This window comes from Bacteroides sp. AM37-9, from assembly GCF_003603455.1.
Classification (GTDB): Bacteria; Bacteroidota; Bacteroidia; order Bacteroidales; family Bacteroidaceae; genus Bacteroides; species Bacteroides xylanisolvens.
Genome location: NZ_QTNF01000013.1, coordinates 40573 through 56989, shown reverse-complemented (window position 1 = coordinate 56989; position 16417 = coordinate 40573). Strand labels below are relative to the sequence as shown.

The following is a 16417-nucleotide window of genomic DNA, read 5'->3' as shown; positions in this document are numbered from 1 at the left end:
CCATGAAAAAAGACATTATATTATCAGGAGTCGGCGGACAGGGAATTCTGTCCATTGCCACAGTAATCGGCAAAGCTGCCTTGAAAGAAGGATTATACATGAAACAAGCGGAAGTGCACGGAATGAGTCAACGCGGAGGAGATGTCCAATCCAATCTCCGTATCAGCGACCAGCCGATTGCTTCAGACCTGATCCCATCAGGCAAATGTGATCTCATCATCTCATTGGAACCGATGGAAGGATTGCGTTACCTCCCCTACCTTAGCCCTAACGGCTGGTTGGTGACTAACGAAACCCCGTTTGTCAACATCCCCAATTATCCGGAAACAGACAAAGTGATGGCAGAAATCAACAAACTGCCTCATAAGATAGTATTGAACGTAGACAAAGTGGCAAAAGAAGTAGGCTCCGCCCGCGTTGCCAACATTGTCTTACTGGGAGCAACAATCCCATTCCTGGGCATTGATTACGAAAAAGTGCAAGACAGCATCCGTGAAATCTTCCAGCGTAAGGGAGAAGCAATTGTAGAAATGAATCTTAAAGCATTGGCAGCCGGCAAAGAAATTGCGGAAAAGCTAATGCAATAAAAGGCATTACCATGAGTACACAATACTGGGAAGAAGAATTAGAAACCATGAGCCGGGAGAAGTTGCAGGAATTGCAGCTTCAACGGCTTAAAAAAACAATTAATATAGCTGCGAACGCTCCATATTACAAAGAAGTTTTCAGCAAACATGGCATCACGGCAGATAGCATACAGTCATTGGATGATATCCGCAAAGTACCTTTCACTACCAAATCTGACATGCGCGCCCACTACCCGTTCGGACTGGTGGCAGGTGATATGAGCAATGATGGTGTACGTATTCACTCTTCCAGTGGTACCACCGGAAACCCGACCGTTATCGTTCACTCACAACACGACCTCGATTCTTGGGCCAACTTGGTAGCCCGCTGTCTATACGCAGTAGGAATACGCAAGACTGACGTTTTCCAAAACAGCTCCGGATACGGTATGTTTACAGGAGGTTTAGGCTTCCAATACGGTGCAGAACGCTTAGGCTGCCTGACAGTCCCTGCTGCTGCAGGAAACAGTAAACGACAGATTAAATTCATCAACGACTTTAAGACCACCGCTTTACATGCTATCCCCAGCTATGCCATCCGCCTTGCAGAAGTCTTCCAGGAAGAAGGTCTTGATCCCAAAGGAACCACACTGAAAACCTTAGTTATCGGTGCCGAACCCCACACCGACGAACAACGCCGGAAAATAGAAAAGATGCTGGGCGTAAAAGCATACAACAGCTTCGGTATGACAGAGATGAACGGCCCCGGTGTTGCCTTCGAATGTCAGGAACAAAATGGAATGCACTTCTGGGAAGACTGTTATCTGGTAGAAATTATCGATCCGGAAACAGGCGAACCTGTTCCGGAAGGAGAAATCGGAGAATTAGTACTTACGACTCTCGATCGTGAAATGATGCCGTTAATTCGCTATCGTACCCGCGATTTAACCCGTATTCTTCCCGGAAAATGCCCATGTGGCCGTACCCATATCCGTATCGACCGTATCAAGGGACGTAGTGATGATATGTTCATTATCAAGGGAGTAAACATCTTCCCGATGCAGGTAGAAAAGATTCTGGTACAATTCCCCGAATTAGGCAGCAACTACCTGATTACGCTGGAAACTGTCAACAACCAAGACGAGATGATCGTCGAAGTAGAATTAAGCGACCTTTCTACCGACAATTATATTGAACTGGAGAAGATCCGCAAGGATATTACCCGCCAATTGAAGGATGAAATATTGGTGACTCCTAAAGTTAAACTGGTAAAGAAAGGCTCTCTCCCGCAAAGCGAAGGAAAAGCCGTCCGGGTGAAAGACTTAAGAGACAACAAGTAACGATTCAAATATCCATGTGCTAATATACCAACCGCCGTTTTCACCATGCGGAATGGAATATTAGCACATTATTAATTAATATCATACAGCATGCAATTACTTAAAAAAAGAATTCTGCAAGACGGAAAATGCTACGAAGGAGGTATCCTGAAAGTAGACGGTTTTATTAATCATCAAATGGATCCTGTCCTGATGAAATCAATCGGAGTCGAGTTTGTCCGTCGTTTTGCAGCCACAAACGTAAATAAGATTATGACAATCGAAGCCAGCGGCATCGCCCCGGCTATCATGACAGGCTACCTGATGGATTTACCAGTTGTATTTGCAAAGAAAAAGTCTCCTAAAACCATTCAGAATGCACTAAGCACCACCGTGCACTCATTCACCAAAGATCGTGATTATGAAGTCGTTATCAGTGCCGATTTCCTCACTCCAAATGACAATGTTCTTTTCGTGGATGACTTCCTCGCGTATGGCAATGCCGCATTAGGCATTATCGACCTCATCAAGCAATCCGGAGCAAACTTGGTAGGAATGGGATTCATTATTGAAAAAGCCTTCCAAAATGGGCGTAAAAAACTTGAGGAGCAAGGCGTCAGAGTAGAAAGCCTAGCTATCATTGAAGACTTATCCAATTGCTGCATTAAAATCAAAGACGAGTAGATTAATTGGCGAGTAGATTAATTAGGATTGAAATACTGCCCTTTATCTTTCGTTCTTTTCCCATATTGCACCGCATGCTGCGGACAAACATGATAACATGCCAGGCATGAGGTGCAATCCATCCCCCAAACAGGCTTTCTGCCCATCATCATAATATTCCCTACCGGACAACTCTTCTCACAACGCTTACATCCAATACAAGCATCCGTAGTATAAAAATTCCCGGGAGACATCTGAAAGCGATTAAATAAAGGATTGATAATCCTCGTCTTAATAAAAGGGATACTCCCTTCATGACAAAGAAACAACTCCTCTCTCCTGCTTATCGAAGCATTTATTTGATTGACAGCCGGAATAGCATCTGCCAGTTTTTTCTCCTCCAGCTCTTTCTTATCTACGTCAAAACCGGGAAGCAATACATAATTATTGGGCATAGTCACAGAAAAGCCTGCATGACACTTCCAGCCTTTATGACTCAAAGCCTTCTCCAGCACCTGCTGCGTAAGCCCGGTATCATCCCCACAGGAACAAACAAAAAACAAATATTGTCTTTTATACTCCTTTAAAGAGAGTTGCCGAATAAAATTAAGTACGATTGCAGGAGGCGCCCACGAATAGACAGGAAATACAAAACCAATCTTTTCATCTTCCCGCAAACAAAACTCGAACGTTCCGTTATTTAACGCATCGGGAATAAAAACCAATTCTTCTTTTTGCTCTTTGGAAAGCTGATTTGCAATCCATTTAGAATTACCTGTACCGGAGAAATAGAATATCATAGAAAAGTATATAAAAAAAGCCGCATCGACGATGTGATGAAACTCTGATAGAACAAGATTTGAGCGCTCGCCCTCTTTGTAATCCACCGGCTTAAAGCTGTCCCGAAGGATGTGGCCCGCCATTGAAGAACGAAGCTTTCTCGGTGCATCAGATTAATTTGAAGAGTTTCCCGATCCAGTCGATACGGCTAATATTTTAGTATCACAAATGTAATAAGAATACATGAAACTAACAAGAAAAAAAAGGATTTTGTTTGCCAACTAACATTTTTTTATTCCCTTTCATCTGCCTAACAAAAGAAAAGTGCCAGTTACTAGCTTAGTAACTGACACTTTGTAACTCGTAAACTATTGATGCTTAAGCAGCTTTTGCTTTTGCAACTACAGCTTTGAAAGCTTCCGGGTGATTCATAGCTAAATCAGCCAAAACCTTACGGTTTATTTCAATACCGGCTTTGTGCAGACCGCCCATCAATTTAGAATAAGACATTCCTTCAAGACGTGCAGCAGCGTTGATACGTTGTATCCAAAGAGCGCGGAAGTTTCTTTTCTTATTTCTACGGTCACGGAACGCGTAAGTCAAACCCTTTTCCCAAGTGTTTTTAGCTACGGTCCATACATTCTTTCTTGCACCAAAGTAACCTCTGGTTAATTTCAAAATTTTCTTTCTTCTTGCTTTTGAAGCAACATGATTTACTGATCTTGGCATAGTTTTACTTTTTTTGAATGTTAGCGCCGCTACTTCACGCAGCGAACTTCAGGCTAATGCATTCGGTTAATACTTTAATAATACTTTTACGCTTTTGATTACTTCATTGCTAAGAGTTCCTTAACCTGGCTTACATTTGTTGTATCAACAGTTGTAGAGTAGCACAGATTTCTTTTTCTCTTCTTAGTTTTCTTAGTCAAAATGTGACTGTGAAAAGCGTGCTTTCTTTTGATTTTACCTGTTCCGGTAAGGGTAAACCTTTTTTTAGAACCGGAGTTAGTCTTCATCTTTGGCATCTTACTTGTTTTTAAATTATTAAATATATAATGGCAACGCACTATACCTGCGCGTTACGCATCCTTTCTTATTCTTCGCCCGTTTCCGGCTTCTCTGCTTTTTGTGCAGGAGCAGCAGGTTTCGGTGTTCCAGCTGTTGCCGGCTTTTTAGAAGCTTCTTTCTTTTTCGGAGAAAGCTGAATAGTCATGCGCTTACCTTCCAGTATCGGCATTTGATCTACTTTAGCGTAGTCTTCCAAGTCATTTGCAAAACGAAGCAAAAGCACTTCACCTTGCTCCTTGAAAAGGATGGAGCGACCTTTAAAGAATACATAAGCCTTCACCTTATCGCCATCTTCCAAAAATCCTTTAGCATGCTTCAACTTAAAGTTGTAATCATGGTCGTCTGTCTGGGGTCCGAAACGGATTTCCTTCACATTAACCTTAACCTGCTTCGCTTTCTGTTCCTTCTGGCGTTTCTTTAATTGATAAAGAAATTTAGAATAATCAATAATACGACAAACAGGGGGTTGAGCATTAGGAGAAATTTCCACTAAATCCAATTCTCTCTCTTCAGCCATTTTCAGAGCCTGAAAGATTGGATATACTTTCGGTTCAATATCATCGCTTACTATGCGAACTTCCTTGGCACGAATCTGTTCATTGATTCTGTATTGCCCTTTTAGAGTGTCATTCTTCATTAAAAACGTTTACTTCCTAGTTTGATCTTTTTATTGTTATACTAAATATTTTATTCTGAAACGGCTGCAAAGTTACCATTTATTTATCATATTCTGAACTTCTTCGTTCAAAATTTTAGCAAATTCTTCAAATTTCATAGTTCCTTTGTCACCTTCGCCTTGTCTACGAACAGAAACTTCTCCATTTTCTGCTTCTTTTTCGCCGACAATCAGCATATAAGGAATACGTTTCATCTCATTATCACGAATCTTACGGCCGATCTTCTCGTTACGATCATCTACAATCGCACGGATTTCGTGTATCTTCAGATACATCTTCACCTGCTCTGCATATTCATTGAACTTCTCACTGATTGGCAGAATAACTACCTGTTCCGGTGTCAGCCACAATGGGAATTTACCGGCAGTATGTTCAATCAGTACGGCAACAAAACGTTCCATTGATCCGAACGGAGCACGGTGAATCATTACCGGGCGATGCTTCTGATTGTCAGAACCCATATATTCAAGTTCAAAACGTTCCGGCAAGTTGTAGTCAACCTGGATCGTACCCAGCTGCCAACGACGACCGATAGCGTCTTTCACCATAAAGTCAAGTTTAGGACCATAGAAAGCTGCTTCTCCATACTCAATCTTAGCAGGCAAGCCTTTTTCCGCACAAGCCTCAATAATAGCCTGTTCAGCCTTTTCCCAGTTATCATCGCTACCGATGTACTTTTCACGGTTCACTTTATCACGCAAGGATATCTGTGCTTCAAAATTCTGGAAATCCATAGAACGGAACACGATAGATATGATATCCATCACACGAAGGAATTCATCTTTCACTTGTTCCGGACGGCAGAAGATATGCGCATCATCCTGTGTAAAGCTACGTACACGAGTTAAACCATGTAACTCACCACTTTGTTCATAACGACAAACCGTACCAAATTCTGCAATACGCAATGGAAGGTCCTTATATGAACGTGGGAAGTTCTTGTAAATCTCACAGTGGTGAGGGCAGTTCATTGGTTTCAAGAAATACTCTTCACCCTCTTCCGGAGTATGAATAGGCTGGAATGCATCCTTACCATATTTTGCATAGTGACCTGAAGTCACATACAGCAATTTATTACCAATTGGCGGAGTGATTACTTCCTGATAATCGTAACGTGTCTGAATACGACGCAAGAACTCTTGCAGACGCAGACGCAATGCAGTACCTTTCGGCAACCACATAGGAAGTCCCTTACCTACAGTTTCGGAGAACATAAACAACTGCATCTCCTTACCGATCTTACGGTGGTCACGCTTCTTCGCTTCTTCCAGCAATACCAGATATTCATCCAGCATTTTTTTCTTCGGGAACGTGATACCATAAATACGGGTCAGCATCTTACGATCTTCATGACCGCGCCAGTAAGCACCAGCCACTGAAGTCAACTTGATAGCCTTGATCGGAGCAGTCGTCATCAAGTGAGGACCACGACAAAGGTCAGTAAATGCACCCTGGGTATAAGTTGTAATGTGTCCGTCTTCCAGTTCGGAGATCAATTCACATTTGTATGTTTCGCCACGATCGCCAAACATTTTCAGAGCATCTGTCTTTGCGATGCTTTTTCTGACTACCTCTTCTTTCTTTGCAGCCAGTTCCAACATTTTAGCTTCAATGGCTGGAAGGTCGCTTTCTTTAATCACAGCTTCACCCGGATCCACATCATAGTAGAATCCGTTCTCGATAGCCGGTCCGATACCAAACTGGATACCCGGATAAAGTTCCTGCAAAGCTTCCGCCAGCAAGTGTGCACTTGTATGCCAAAACGCATGTTTACCCTCTTCATCATCCCATTTATAAAGAACAAAATTAGCATCTTCATTAATAGGACGTCCTAAATCATAAGTCTCGCCGTTCACTCCACATGCAAGCACTTCCTGTGCCAGACGCGAGCTGATACTTTCAGCAATCTGTAAACCGTTCACTCCTTCGTTATACTCACGAACGGAGCCATCGGGAAATGTTATCTTTATCATAATATGATGATGTTATATTTTCATAATTTGAACGCAAAAGTAACTAAATCTTTTGAGTTTTCTATTTTTTATCAAAAAAATGTTATTCCGATTGATCTGTAAAACGTTTGATAACATTATAAGCAGAAACAATCCCCAACTCACCGGCTTTACTCAAATCAGAAATACCCAGCTTATTATTTCCTAAGAAAATATGAGTCAGTCCACGGTTGAAGTAAGCATCCGCAAAATCAGGATTCAGCTCGATCGCCTTATCATAGTCGACAATTGCAGCCCGGTAATCTTTCAACATGGCAGAAACATTGGCACGATTATAATATGCATATACAAAGTCCGGAGCCAGATTAATCACCTTATCCAAATCTTTTCTCACCACCTCATAATCTACCGCGGTAATCTCTTTACGCTTATTATCGCCAGGAACAACATCTGTTTCGACAGCTTGTTCCGCTTTCTGATATTCCAACTGTTTACAACGAATCAATGCACGCATAAAATATGCCGGGAAGAAATCACCATCCAACAAGATTGTCTGAGTCAAATCAGAAACTGCACTCGAGAAGTCCTGCACCAAATAAAAATCAATTGCACGGGCAAAACGTTTTGAGGCATTCTTATCATCTTCCACAATAGCCGATGTATGTGTATCGATCAAGGCAAAATGCACTTTCACCTGTTCTTCCGTCAACGGAGCTTCCATATTCGTGATGCGAAGACGTTTCGGAAGTATACCTGTACGGTTTAAATCCTCAATATATTTGTGAAAGTTCACCGAACGCTTCACGTCACTCATCTTCTCATAATAAGTCAAAGCGAACATCGGTTCCAGTTTTATATTTACGTTCTTATCCTGCACACGTCCACGATAATCACTTGTATAGCGTTGTTCAGCTTCGGAATCATCGGCAATCACTATCTTACGATAGTTATTCATATTCTTATCTGATTTCTTACGGGTCTTCTCTCCGCCTTCCTCTTCGTTTTCCTTATCCTTATTCTGTGCTACATCTTTATTCGTCACACCGTTCTGCTTATCTATTTGAGCTTTCATGACTTTAAACTCGTCCTGCTCCGCTCCTTTCTTGTCGCCAATCTTTCTGCGAACTTCCGAACGCTGGTAATATCCGGCAAGGAAGTTCGGATACTGGTTGATAACAGTTGTGTAATCTTGTATTGCCCCGCGATAATCACCCGTTTGGGCACGTAGCAATCCACGGTTAAAGACAGCCATCATATTATCCGGCTCCATCTTGATGACAAAGTCAAAATCTTCAATAGCCCGGTTGTCATCTCCTACCCGAGCACGCAACAAACCACGGTTATAATGACCGATAAAGTTATTCGGATCAATATCCAACGCCAGATCATAATCGCTCATAGCGCCTCTCAAATTATTCTGATGAAAACGTGCCAATGCACGATTTATATAATTTCCCGCATTCTTAGCGCTCAAAGGAATAGCACGGTTGAAATCCGCTTCAGCTTCCGCATACTTAGCCTGCTGTAATTTAACGATCGCTCTTGCAGACCATGCGTCCGGATCATATTTATCCAGTTCAAGAGCCTTATTGAAGTCGTTCAAGGCAGCAATCGTATCCTTCTGTTGCAAGGACACTTCCCCCCTCATCAAATAAGCGCGGGTATAACGCGGAGATACTTTCAGCAAACTTTCCAAATCCTCTTTCGCAGCATCATAATCTTTCTTCTGGATATGAGATAATGTCAGGTTATGCCATAAGGTAATATTCTCCGGATCATAATGCAATGCTTTCTTGTAATCCTCAATCGCTCCATCAAATTTACTCTGACGAATCCTTGCCAAACCACGAATCTGATAAGCACCCACCACAAACGGATTGCGTTGGATAGCTGCATCACAGTCTGTTTCAGCACCCTGGAAATCCTCCAGGTTTAGTTTTGCCAATGCCCTGAAGAAATAGGGCTCATACAGATAAGGTTTAGCGTTAATAACCTGGTTAAAGTACTGAATAGAAAGTACATAGTCCTCAAAATAAAGAGCGTTTCGGGCAATAGTCATCACCCGATCCGTATTTATCTGAGCACACACCAGCGTTGGGAACAGTAATAAAACTGTTAAGATTCTTTTTACCATTGATATTTTATGCTTGTAAACGAAGCAAAAATAATGCTTTTCGCTTACTTAACAGGGATATAAACGTTTTTTATCTTTATTTCACCTGTTTCATCTTATAAGAACTGCGTGCTTTCCCCTTCAACATCGTATTCAGCTTTCCTTTAATCATCTGCTTACGAAGCGGTGAGATATGGTCGATAAACATCTTACCATCCAAATGATCGAATTCATGCTGCATCACCCGAGCCAGATAACCCTCCACCTCTTCTTCATGCTCCACAAAATTCTCGTCCATATATTTCACGCGAATTTTATCACCTCTTTTCACTGTTTCATGAATACCGGGAAGACTGAGACAACCCTCTTCCATGTTCACTTCTTCGCCCCCGACTTCCAGAATGTGGGGATTGATATAAGCCTTATTGAAGTCTTTAAATTCAGGATACTCCTCCGAAAGCGGATCCAACGTAATAGTAACCACGCGAATAGGCAAACCAATCTGCGGAGCAGCCAGTCCTACGCCATCGGCGTGCACCATTGTTTCAAACATGTTTTCAATCAACTCTTTCAGGTTCGGATAATCCGGTGTTATGTCCTCTGCAACCTTTCTCAATACAGGCTGACCATATACATAAATAGGTAAAATCATATTTTTATACTCTACTAAAAATTAAGTTATTCAATATCTTCTATTAAAAACGTTTACTCTCCAAATATGTTTGCAAAATAATAGTAGCACTTATCTCATCCACCAATGCTTTATTTTGGCGGTCCTTTTTCTTCAGACCGGCCTCCAACATGGTACGATGCGCAAGAACAGAAGTGAACCGTTCGTCCACATACTCGACCGGAAGGTCCGGATAGCGCTTCTTCAGCGAACGAACAAAAGGTTCTATATTCTTCATATTCTCCGAAACCTCATTATTCATTTGCTTTGGCAATCCAATAATAATCCGTTCCACCGGTTCTTTAGCCATATATTCACCGATAAAGTTCAGAAGTTCATGCGTAGGCACTGTTGTCAATCCGTTTGCAATCAACTGCATAGTATCGCTCACAGCTATCCCAGTACGCTTTCTTCCATAATCTATTGCTACTATTCTGCTCATGGGGTACAAAAATACAAAAAAGACGCTTCCTGTGAAAGGAAACGTCTCTTTTATTCTATTATTTAAAATGTATATTATTCTTCAACAATAGCTACACGGCTTAACTTAGCATCATCATAGAACATGTTGCCTACGCCACCCTTATAATCAACTTTCAACTGAGAAGCAGGAACACCGAATTCATTAACCATCAGGTCACGAACTGCTTCAGCTCTCTTCTTACTCAATTTCATGTTATATTCAGCAGAACCAGTACCTTTATCAGCATAACCTGTTACAGTAAATACTTTATCAGTTGCTTTGATACCTTTAGCCATAGCTTCGATATTCATATACTCTCTCTTGCTGATGTTGCTCTTTCCGATATTAAATACAACAACATAACGTGGAATGAAACCAGCTTCTTTCTTAACGATCACTTCCGGTTTTTTGTTACGTGCTTCAACCAAGTCACGTTTCAAAGATTCGTTTTCACCCTTCAGAGCGTTTACTCTGTCTCTCATGTCGTTCAACTGGCTTTCCGGAACCATCGGTACAGTAGGAACAGCATCCCAACCACGTTTCTTGAACTTGTAAGTAACACCTACAGTCAGACCAGCCAATCCTTCAGGACCTGAGTTACCAAATGCGCCTTTCATCAAAAGTCCGCGCAATTCAACGTTAAGATCCAAAGCTGAAGACAGACGGAAGCGGTTGATCAAACCGGCATTGATACCCAGTTCATCATAACCCGGACCTTTACCTGTGTGTACGAATCCAGCACCTACATAAGGAATGAATGAGTACAGACGATCTTCTTTATAACCACAGAACATATTGGTAAGGTTCAACAATACGTCTCCGTGAAGGTTAACAACATTCCATTTTTCTTTGTAGTAACCATTAGAGTACTGTCCTCCGTCTACAAGCGGACCGTTAGCATAAGGAGTAGCACCTTTAGCCTGAAGACCGTTGTAAGCCACGCGTAATCCGATACCTGGAGTAAACCACTTACCTACAGCAATGTCAAGTGCCGGAGCAAGACGTTTTCCGAAATCGGCTTTACCATCATTGTCGCCAAAATACATTTGTGCGCCAACGCCACCACTAATAAACCAGTTAGCACCAAAGCGGTTAGTTTCCACTCTATAACTCTTTGCTGCATTTTCTTTTTCTTGTGCAGGCAAACATACAGATGCTGCTGCCAATAAAATAAACAATAAACCCTTTTTCATCTCAATTTATTTTAGTAAATAATATATTTCAATTGTCTTACAGGATAGATACACAACCCAAATGTTCTACACCTGACTAAGAGACAATAAACGTCATTCTTCTTTCTAAATTTGGTGCAAATATAGATATTTAATATAACACAAACAAAAAAACACGTAAATTTTCATTCATTCATAGATTTTTATAGAGCGATAAAAGTCTTAGATAACTCCAGAAGGCATCTGAAAGGGTTTGTGACAAAAGAATTAAAACAAAAAAAATAGTCAATGATAAATGATATCACTGACTATTTCTCTTCTTTGTCTATATACTTTGTTAATATACCAGTTTTACATTGTCAACCCATAATGTATTTCCCGGAGAACCGATATAAGCTCCTCCATGACTGGATGTAAATTGAATATACATATGAGTCGGAACATCATTTTCATCTCCCCAGGCCACTTCGTGGATAGGCACGCTTTCACCCTTGCTGTTCACCGTATAACTTTCGGTTGCTTGCAGACGCATCATGTGCGCCTTGTACTCCGGACGATTCGTTATATCACCATACATAATCTCATAAGTTACATTATTTTTCCAGTCCGTAGAGTGATAATAATAAGTCACCATTGTCCCTATCCGTTTCGCATACACATTTCCATTGGCATCTTCCCAACGTTTTTGCAGTAACAGGATAGCTGCCGGATAATCTTTTCCGGGCACATCCGTAATCTTACTGAAACCGGTAGCACGAATACGATTCTCCCGGTCAGACATCTTCACCTTGTAATCAAACTGAAGAGCAACCGGTTTTTTTGTAAACGGAATACCCGTCTGCAACATTTTCTGCGGATTTTTAGTGCCCTTAATCGGCTCATGCACCGAACCGGTAAAGATAGACCCTGCCGCCAACACTGTAATATTAACCAATCCCAGCACTTTCACACTTTCCATGCGTGTATCCAAACGGGCACAGTATCCATCTCCCCGCTTCTCCGGAAAGACCGAAGTATTAGTTTTCGTAATACCGGCCACTTTCGCCATCACATTCGAAGTAGCCCAAGGCGAACCACCCATATTCTTATAAACCTGATCCCCCTTGATCACCGACGTCGGCCCTATCGCATATACATTCTTAGTATTCCCGCCAATAATGCTCGACTCCTTTATCTGACGGTCCACCCATTGATTCATGTCCCCGAAAGGAATCACCTCAACTTTATGTTGCGCCATCAAAGACAAGGAAGAAATAAATGCAACGAAACCTGTCATCAACAGGCGATGAATGCTTTTCTGAATCATCAATACTTTTCCTTTCTTTTTCTTCTTATAATTTATAATCCCATTGTTTCAAAGCAAAATCCCAGTTCTTTTCTACCAATTGAATCGTACGGTCGTCATATTTATATTTATTCTTCTTATATCCCTTCTTTCCGCCCACGTATTTTTCTATATCGTTACGTGCTTCAGCAAATCCGGGGATAGAAAGAGACTTATAAATAGTTTCCGTCATACCCATCGCATCCGCTTCGAAATCTTCAAATTTCACTTCCATCAGGTTACCTTCCGGAATAAACTTCTTATCCGATTCATACTTATGATAAAGCTTTGCATAGATAGAAAGGATATTTTCCTCCAATTGTTCATTGCTGACATCCTGCAATTTCAACGGCTGAATCGTATTTGTAAAGAAACTGCGTGTAGATTCGAATACAGTATACGGGTTACGCACCAGGTAGATAAACTTAGCATTCGGGAACATTTTCACCAATTCCTTCACCCTTCCGGTATGCGGAGGGTTCTTACTAAGAAATTGAGTACCATGAGTATTCCACAAAGAAATCTTAATCAATTTAGTGAACACCTCTTCAAACACCTTCAATTCGGCATCCGTTATGTCATCAAACAAAAGATATTTATCAGCGTACTCCTGCTGATACTTCGGCAGAAACCAGAAATTATAATAGGTATAAGGCATCATGTTCGACAAAGCAAACTCCTCTTCCTGGGGAAGATCCACTGCCAGTTCCATATTATCCGTCGGACGCTTATCCGGCATCAGCCAACTCATATTCTTTTTGAAGAAAGGTTGTCCCCACATCATCAGATGAGGGAATACAGTCTGATAAGTAGTATTATACCCAAAATGCTTATCACAAGAGAATACATTATGTACAAACGTAGTTCCGCTTCGCCAGTGTCCTAGGATAAATACCGGGTCATGCTCCAACGGCTGATTAGCGAGCAGTTTCTCGTAACGCTTGTCCTGCAATGACGCCAATGGAGAAAGCAATCGACACACAGCCTTAGTCAATCGATATTTCCCCTTGTAGGCTGCATCAATTTCACGACCGGCAGTAATAGCCTTGAATGTCTTCCAGTCGGCACCTACCAATGTATTAATCGGAAGTTTATTAAATTCGAGTAATCCCACTTTATTAATTAAAAATTAAAAATCGAAAATTAGAAATGACAGTAAAGCCATCATTTCCAACTTCCAAATTATTGTTTAACAATCTATTTTATTAGTCGTACGGCCAAGCCCTGGCGTTCCAACTCCTTCACTGCTTTTTCTACCGCTTCATAATGCTCCGGAGCAATTCCCAGCTTCGTCATATCCAATACCGGCACATCTTCCGTGTCGCTCATATCTTTCATTTCCACCCGGTCAATAATCATACCTACCGCAGAAGTATTATTGGTGATCGGATCGATCAAGATAAAGGAACCGCACGATTTATTTTTCTTATAAGGATCAAAGAACAGCTCTTTAGCCGTAGTCAATACCACGCGGGCAATCTGATTCAATTGCAAAGGCAAAGTCTCTTTGGTCAACTGACCATTCTCCAGAGACAGATGTTCCATTGTATTCACATCCACCTTGTACTTTATTGTATCGATGCGCGTACGGCTCAAATTGGTAGTCTGTTTAATAAAGAACGATTTATTAATATCCATCGGTTCTTCATCCATCCAAACCATCATCGCTTCAAAGTTACGATCCACAGTCGGCAGATTGTCAGGATGCACCAACATTTCACCACGTGACACGTCGATTTCATCTTCCAGCGTCAATGTCACAGACTGCGGTGGGAAGGCATAATCCAATTCTCCGTCATAAGTCACGATACTCTTCACCTTAGATGTTTTTCCGGAAGGAAGCGCCATCACTGTATCGCCTTTGCGAACAATACCCGATGCCACTTTACCGCAGAATCCTCTGAAGTCCAGATTCGGACGAAGCACATACTGAACCGGGAAACGGAAATCCGTAAAGTTGTGGTCATTGTCGATATGAACCGTTTCAAGGAAATCAAGTAAAGAAATCCCCTTATACCACGGAGTACGTTCTGACTTATCCACCACATTATCCCCATCCAATGCAGAAAGAGGAATACAGTTTACGTCCGGAATACCCAGCGGAGTAACAAACTTCTTATAGTCAGCCACAATCTCATTAAAACGCTCTTCCGAAAAGTCCACCAAGTCCATCTTGTTGACAGCCAATACCACATGCTTGATCCCCAGCAAAGACACCAGAAAAGTGTGACGACGAGTCTGGGTAATCACTCCCGTGCGGGCATCCACCAAGATGATAGCCAGGTTCGCCGTAGATCCGCCGGTAATCATGTTACGGGTGTATTGTTCGTGTCCCGGAGTATCCGCGATGATAAATTTACGTCCATTAGTAGAAAAATAGCGATAAGCCACATCAATTGTAATTCCCTGTTCACGTTCAGCCTTCAAACCATCCAGCAATAACGCATAGTCGATATGCTCACCTGCATTTCCTACACGCTTACTATCACGTTCCAGTGCATCCAGTTGATCTTCATACAATTTCTTACTGTCAAACAACAAGCGTCCGATCAATGTTGATTTTCCGTCATCCACCGAACCCGCCGTCAACAGTCTCAATAAGTCTTTCTGTTCATCCTTGTCCAGAAAAGCTTTTATATCTAATTTATTATCTGCCATTACTAGTTACAATTAAAAGTATCCTTCACGTTTCTTTTGTTCCATACTACCCTCCTGGTCAAAGTCAATCACACGGGTAGTACGTTCACTCTTGGTGGTAGTCATCATTTCTTCCACAATCTCTTCGATTGTAGCAGCTCCGCTTTCCACCGCCCCAGTCAGAGGCCAACAGCCCAACGTACGGAAACGCACCATCTTCATTTCAATCTGATCCCGGTACTTTTCAGGCAAACGCTCATCATCTGCCATAATAATATTACCATCCAAATTAATCACCGGACGTTCCTTAGCATAATAAAGCGGAACAATCGGAATATTCTCCAGACGAATATACTGCCAGATATCCAACTCTGTCCAGTTACTAATCGGGAATACACGGATACTTTCCCCTTTGTGCACACGGGCATTATAAATATCCCACAATTCAGGACGCTGATTTTTCGGGTCCCATTGATGAAATTTATCCCGGAAAGAGAAAATACGTTCCTTCGCACGTGACTTTTCCTCATCGCGGCGGGCCCCACCAAATGCAGCATCAAACTTATATTTATCCAGCGCATGAAGCAATGCCTGCGTCTTCATCAAGTCTGTATGCACTTTACTTCCATGCGTAAAAGGTCCTACCCCTGCATGAAAAGCCTCCATATTACTTTCCACGATCAGATTCCATCCGTACTTCTTCGCATATTCATCACGGAACTGAATCATCTCCTTGAATTTCCATTTCGAGTCGATGTGCATCAATGGGAATGGCACTTTACCCGGATAAAACGCTTTTTCAGCCAAGCGTACCATCACCGAAGAATCCTTTCCGATACTGTAAAGCATCACCGGATTCTCAAATTCCGCCGCCACCTCGCGGATGATATGAATAGACTCGGCTTCGAGTTCCTTCAAGTGGCTTAATTTATATTCTTCCATTATTTTTAAAATTATGAATTACGAATTATGAATTTGCTGATAACCGCATACTAATTCTTCATCCCTAATTC

Annotated in this window: 16 protein-coding genes; 3 read left to right on the top strand and 13 right to left on the bottom strand. The window is 41.7% G+C overall.

Features of this window, described 5'->3' with window-relative positions; translation table 11 throughout:
* Window positions 1-2: 2 nt before the first annotated feature.
* The 3 genes from DW862_RS11230 to xpt all read left to right on the top strand — a co-directional run bounded on the left by DW862_RS11230 (window position 3) and on the right by xpt (window position 2569).
* On the top strand, window positions 3-587 hold the full coding sequence (locus DW862_RS11230; protein ID WP_008644099.1) for an indolepyruvate oxidoreductase subunit beta: 585 nt from the start codon (window positions 3-5) through the stop codon (window positions 585-587).
* A gap of 11 nt (window positions 588-598) precedes the next feature.
* Window positions 599-1906, top strand: coding sequence for a phenylacetate--CoA ligase (locus tag DW862_RS11225; protein WP_004313249.1), 1308 nt, complete (start codon window positions 599-601; stop codon window positions 1904-1906).
* A 90-nt stretch (window positions 1907-1996) separates the two neighbouring features.
* A complete protein-coding gene (gene xpt / locus DW862_RS11220; protein ID WP_004311456.1) occupies window positions 1997-2569 on the top strand; it encodes a xanthine phosphoribosyltransferase in 573 nt (190 codons plus the stop codon).
* Between the two features lie 17 nt (window positions 2570-2586).
* Here the strand turns inward: xpt and DW862_RS11215 are convergent, their stop codons facing one another.
* The 13 genes from DW862_RS11215 to cysD form a co-directional block, all read right to left on the bottom strand.
* Window positions 2587-3348, bottom strand: coding sequence for an EFR1 family ferrodoxin (locus DW862_RS11215; RefSeq protein WP_120068300.1), 762 nt, complete (start codon window positions 3346-3348; stop codon window positions 2587-2589).
* A 358-nt stretch (window positions 3349-3706) separates the two neighbouring features.
* The gene (gene rplT / locus DW862_RS11210) at window positions 3707-4057 is read right to left on the bottom strand and encodes a 50S ribosomal protein L20 (protein ID WP_004297540.1); all 351 of its coding nucleotides are present in this window, start codon (window positions 4055-4057) and stop codon (window positions 3707-3709) included.
* 98 nt (window positions 4058-4155) lie between these two features.
* A complete protein-coding gene (gene rpmI, locus DW862_RS11205) occupies window positions 4156-4353 on the bottom strand; it encodes a 50S ribosomal protein L35 (protein ID WP_004326827.1) in 198 nt (65 codons plus the stop codon).
* A 68-nt stretch (window positions 4354-4421) separates the two neighbouring features.
* The gene (infC, locus tag DW862_RS11200; RefSeq protein WP_008021991.1) at window positions 4422-5033 is read right to left on the bottom strand and encodes a translation initiation factor IF-3; all 612 of its coding nucleotides are present in this window, start codon (window positions 5031-5033) and stop codon (window positions 4422-4424) included.
* Window positions 5034-5105: 72 nt separating this feature from the next.
* Entirely contained in the window at window positions 5106-7046 is a 1941-nt protein-coding gene (thrS, locus tag DW862_RS11195) for a threonine--tRNA ligase (protein ID WP_004311453.1), read from the bottom strand.
* Window positions 7047-7128: 82 nt separating this feature from the next.
* Window positions 7129-9159, bottom strand: a complete 2031-nt coding sequence (locus DW862_RS11190) for a tetratricopeptide repeat protein (RefSeq protein ID WP_120068188.1) — start codon at window positions 9157-9159, stop codon at window positions 7129-7131.
* Window positions 9160-9235: 76 nt separating this feature from the next.
* The gene (def, locus tag DW862_RS11185; RefSeq protein ID WP_004313245.1) at window positions 9236-9790 is read right to left on the bottom strand and encodes a peptide deformylase; all 555 of its coding nucleotides are present in this window, start codon (window positions 9788-9790) and stop codon (window positions 9236-9238) included.
* Window positions 9791-9833: 43 nt separating this feature from the next.
* The gene (ruvX, locus tag DW862_RS11180) at window positions 9834-10250 is read right to left on the bottom strand and encodes a Holliday junction resolvase RuvX (RefSeq protein WP_008021987.1); all 417 of its coding nucleotides are present in this window, start codon (window positions 10248-10250) and stop codon (window positions 9834-9836) included.
* A gap of 74 nt (window positions 10251-10324) precedes the next feature.
* The gene (locus DW862_RS11175) at window positions 10325-11464 is read right to left on the bottom strand and encodes an OmpA family protein (RefSeq protein ID WP_004313243.1); all 1140 of its coding nucleotides are present in this window, start codon (window positions 11462-11464) and stop codon (window positions 10325-10327) included.
* 316 nt (window positions 11465-11780) lie between these two features.
* On the bottom strand, window positions 11781-12749 hold the full coding sequence (locus DW862_RS11170) for a PCMD domain-containing protein (protein ID WP_120068185.1): 969 nt from the start codon (window positions 12747-12749) through the stop codon (window positions 11781-11783).
* Window positions 12750-12774: 25 nt separating this feature from the next.
* The gene (locus DW862_RS11165) at window positions 12775-13881 is read right to left on the bottom strand and encodes a sulfotransferase (protein ID WP_120068182.1); all 1107 of its coding nucleotides are present in this window, start codon (window positions 13879-13881) and stop codon (window positions 12775-12777) included.
* A gap of 83 nt (window positions 13882-13964) precedes the next feature.
* The gene (gene cysN / locus DW862_RS11160) at window positions 13965-15425 is read right to left on the bottom strand and encodes a sulfate adenylyltransferase subunit CysN (RefSeq protein ID WP_049702999.1); all 1461 of its coding nucleotides are present in this window, start codon (window positions 15423-15425) and stop codon (window positions 13965-13967) included.
* Window positions 15426-15437: 12 nt separating this feature from the next.
* Complete coding sequence (gene cysD / locus DW862_RS11155; RefSeq protein WP_181981116.1) at window positions 15438-16349, bottom strand: sulfate adenylyltransferase subunit CysD; 912 nt, start codon at window positions 16347-16349, stop codon at window positions 15438-15440.
* Window positions 16350-16417 lie beyond the last annotated feature (68 nt).

Bases quoted from the DNA above. Each gene is read 5' to 3' on its own strand.
- DW862_RS11230 (WP_008644099.1), top strand. From the start codon at position 3: ATGAAAAAAGACATTATATTATCAGGAGTCGGCGGACAGGGAATTCTG.
- DW862_RS11225 (WP_004313249.1), top strand. From the start codon at position 599: ATGAGTACACAATACTGGGAAGAAGAATTAGAAACCATGAGCCGGGAG.
- xpt (WP_004311456.1), top strand. From the start codon at position 1,997: ATGCAATTACTTAAAAAAAGAATTCTGCAAGACGGAAAATGCTACGAA.
- DW862_RS11215 (WP_120068300.1), bottom strand. From the start codon at position 3,348: ATGATATTCTATTTCTCCGGTACAGGTAATTCTAAATGGATTGCAAAT.
- rplT (WP_004297540.1), bottom strand. From the start codon at position 4,057: ATGCCAAGATCAGTAAATCATGTTGCTTCAAAAGCAAGAAGAAAGAAA.
- rpmI (WP_004326827.1), bottom strand. From the start codon at position 4,353: ATGCCAAAGATGAAGACTAACTCCGGTTCTAAAAAAAGGTTTACCCTT.
- infC (WP_008021991.1), bottom strand. From the start codon at position 5,033: ATGAAGAATGACACTCTAAAAGGGCAATACAGAATCAATGAACAGATT.
- thrS (WP_004311453.1), bottom strand. From the start codon at position 7,046: ATGATAAAGATAACATTTCCCGATGGCTCCGTTCGTGAGTATAACGAA.
- DW862_RS11190 (WP_120068188.1), bottom strand. From the start codon at position 9,159: ATGGTAAAAAGAATCTTAACAGTTTTATTACTGTTCCCAACGCTGGTG.
- def (WP_004313245.1), bottom strand. From the start codon at position 9,790: ATGATTTTACCTATTTATGTATATGGTCAGCCTGTATTGAGAAAGGTT.
- ruvX (WP_008021987.1), bottom strand. From the start codon at position 10,250: ATGAGCAGAATAGTAGCAATAGATTATGGAAGAAAGCGTACTGGGATA.
- DW862_RS11175 (WP_004313243.1), bottom strand. From the start codon at position 11,464: ATGAAAAAGGGTTTATTGTTTATTTTATTGGCAGCAGCATCTGTATGT.
- DW862_RS11170 (WP_120068185.1), bottom strand. From the start codon at position 12,749: ATGATTCAGAAAAGCATTCATCGCCTGTTGATGACAGGTTTCGTTGCA.
- cysN (WP_049702999.1), bottom strand. From the start codon at position 15,425: ATGGCAGATAATAAATTAGATATAAAAGCTTTTCTGGACAAGGATGAA.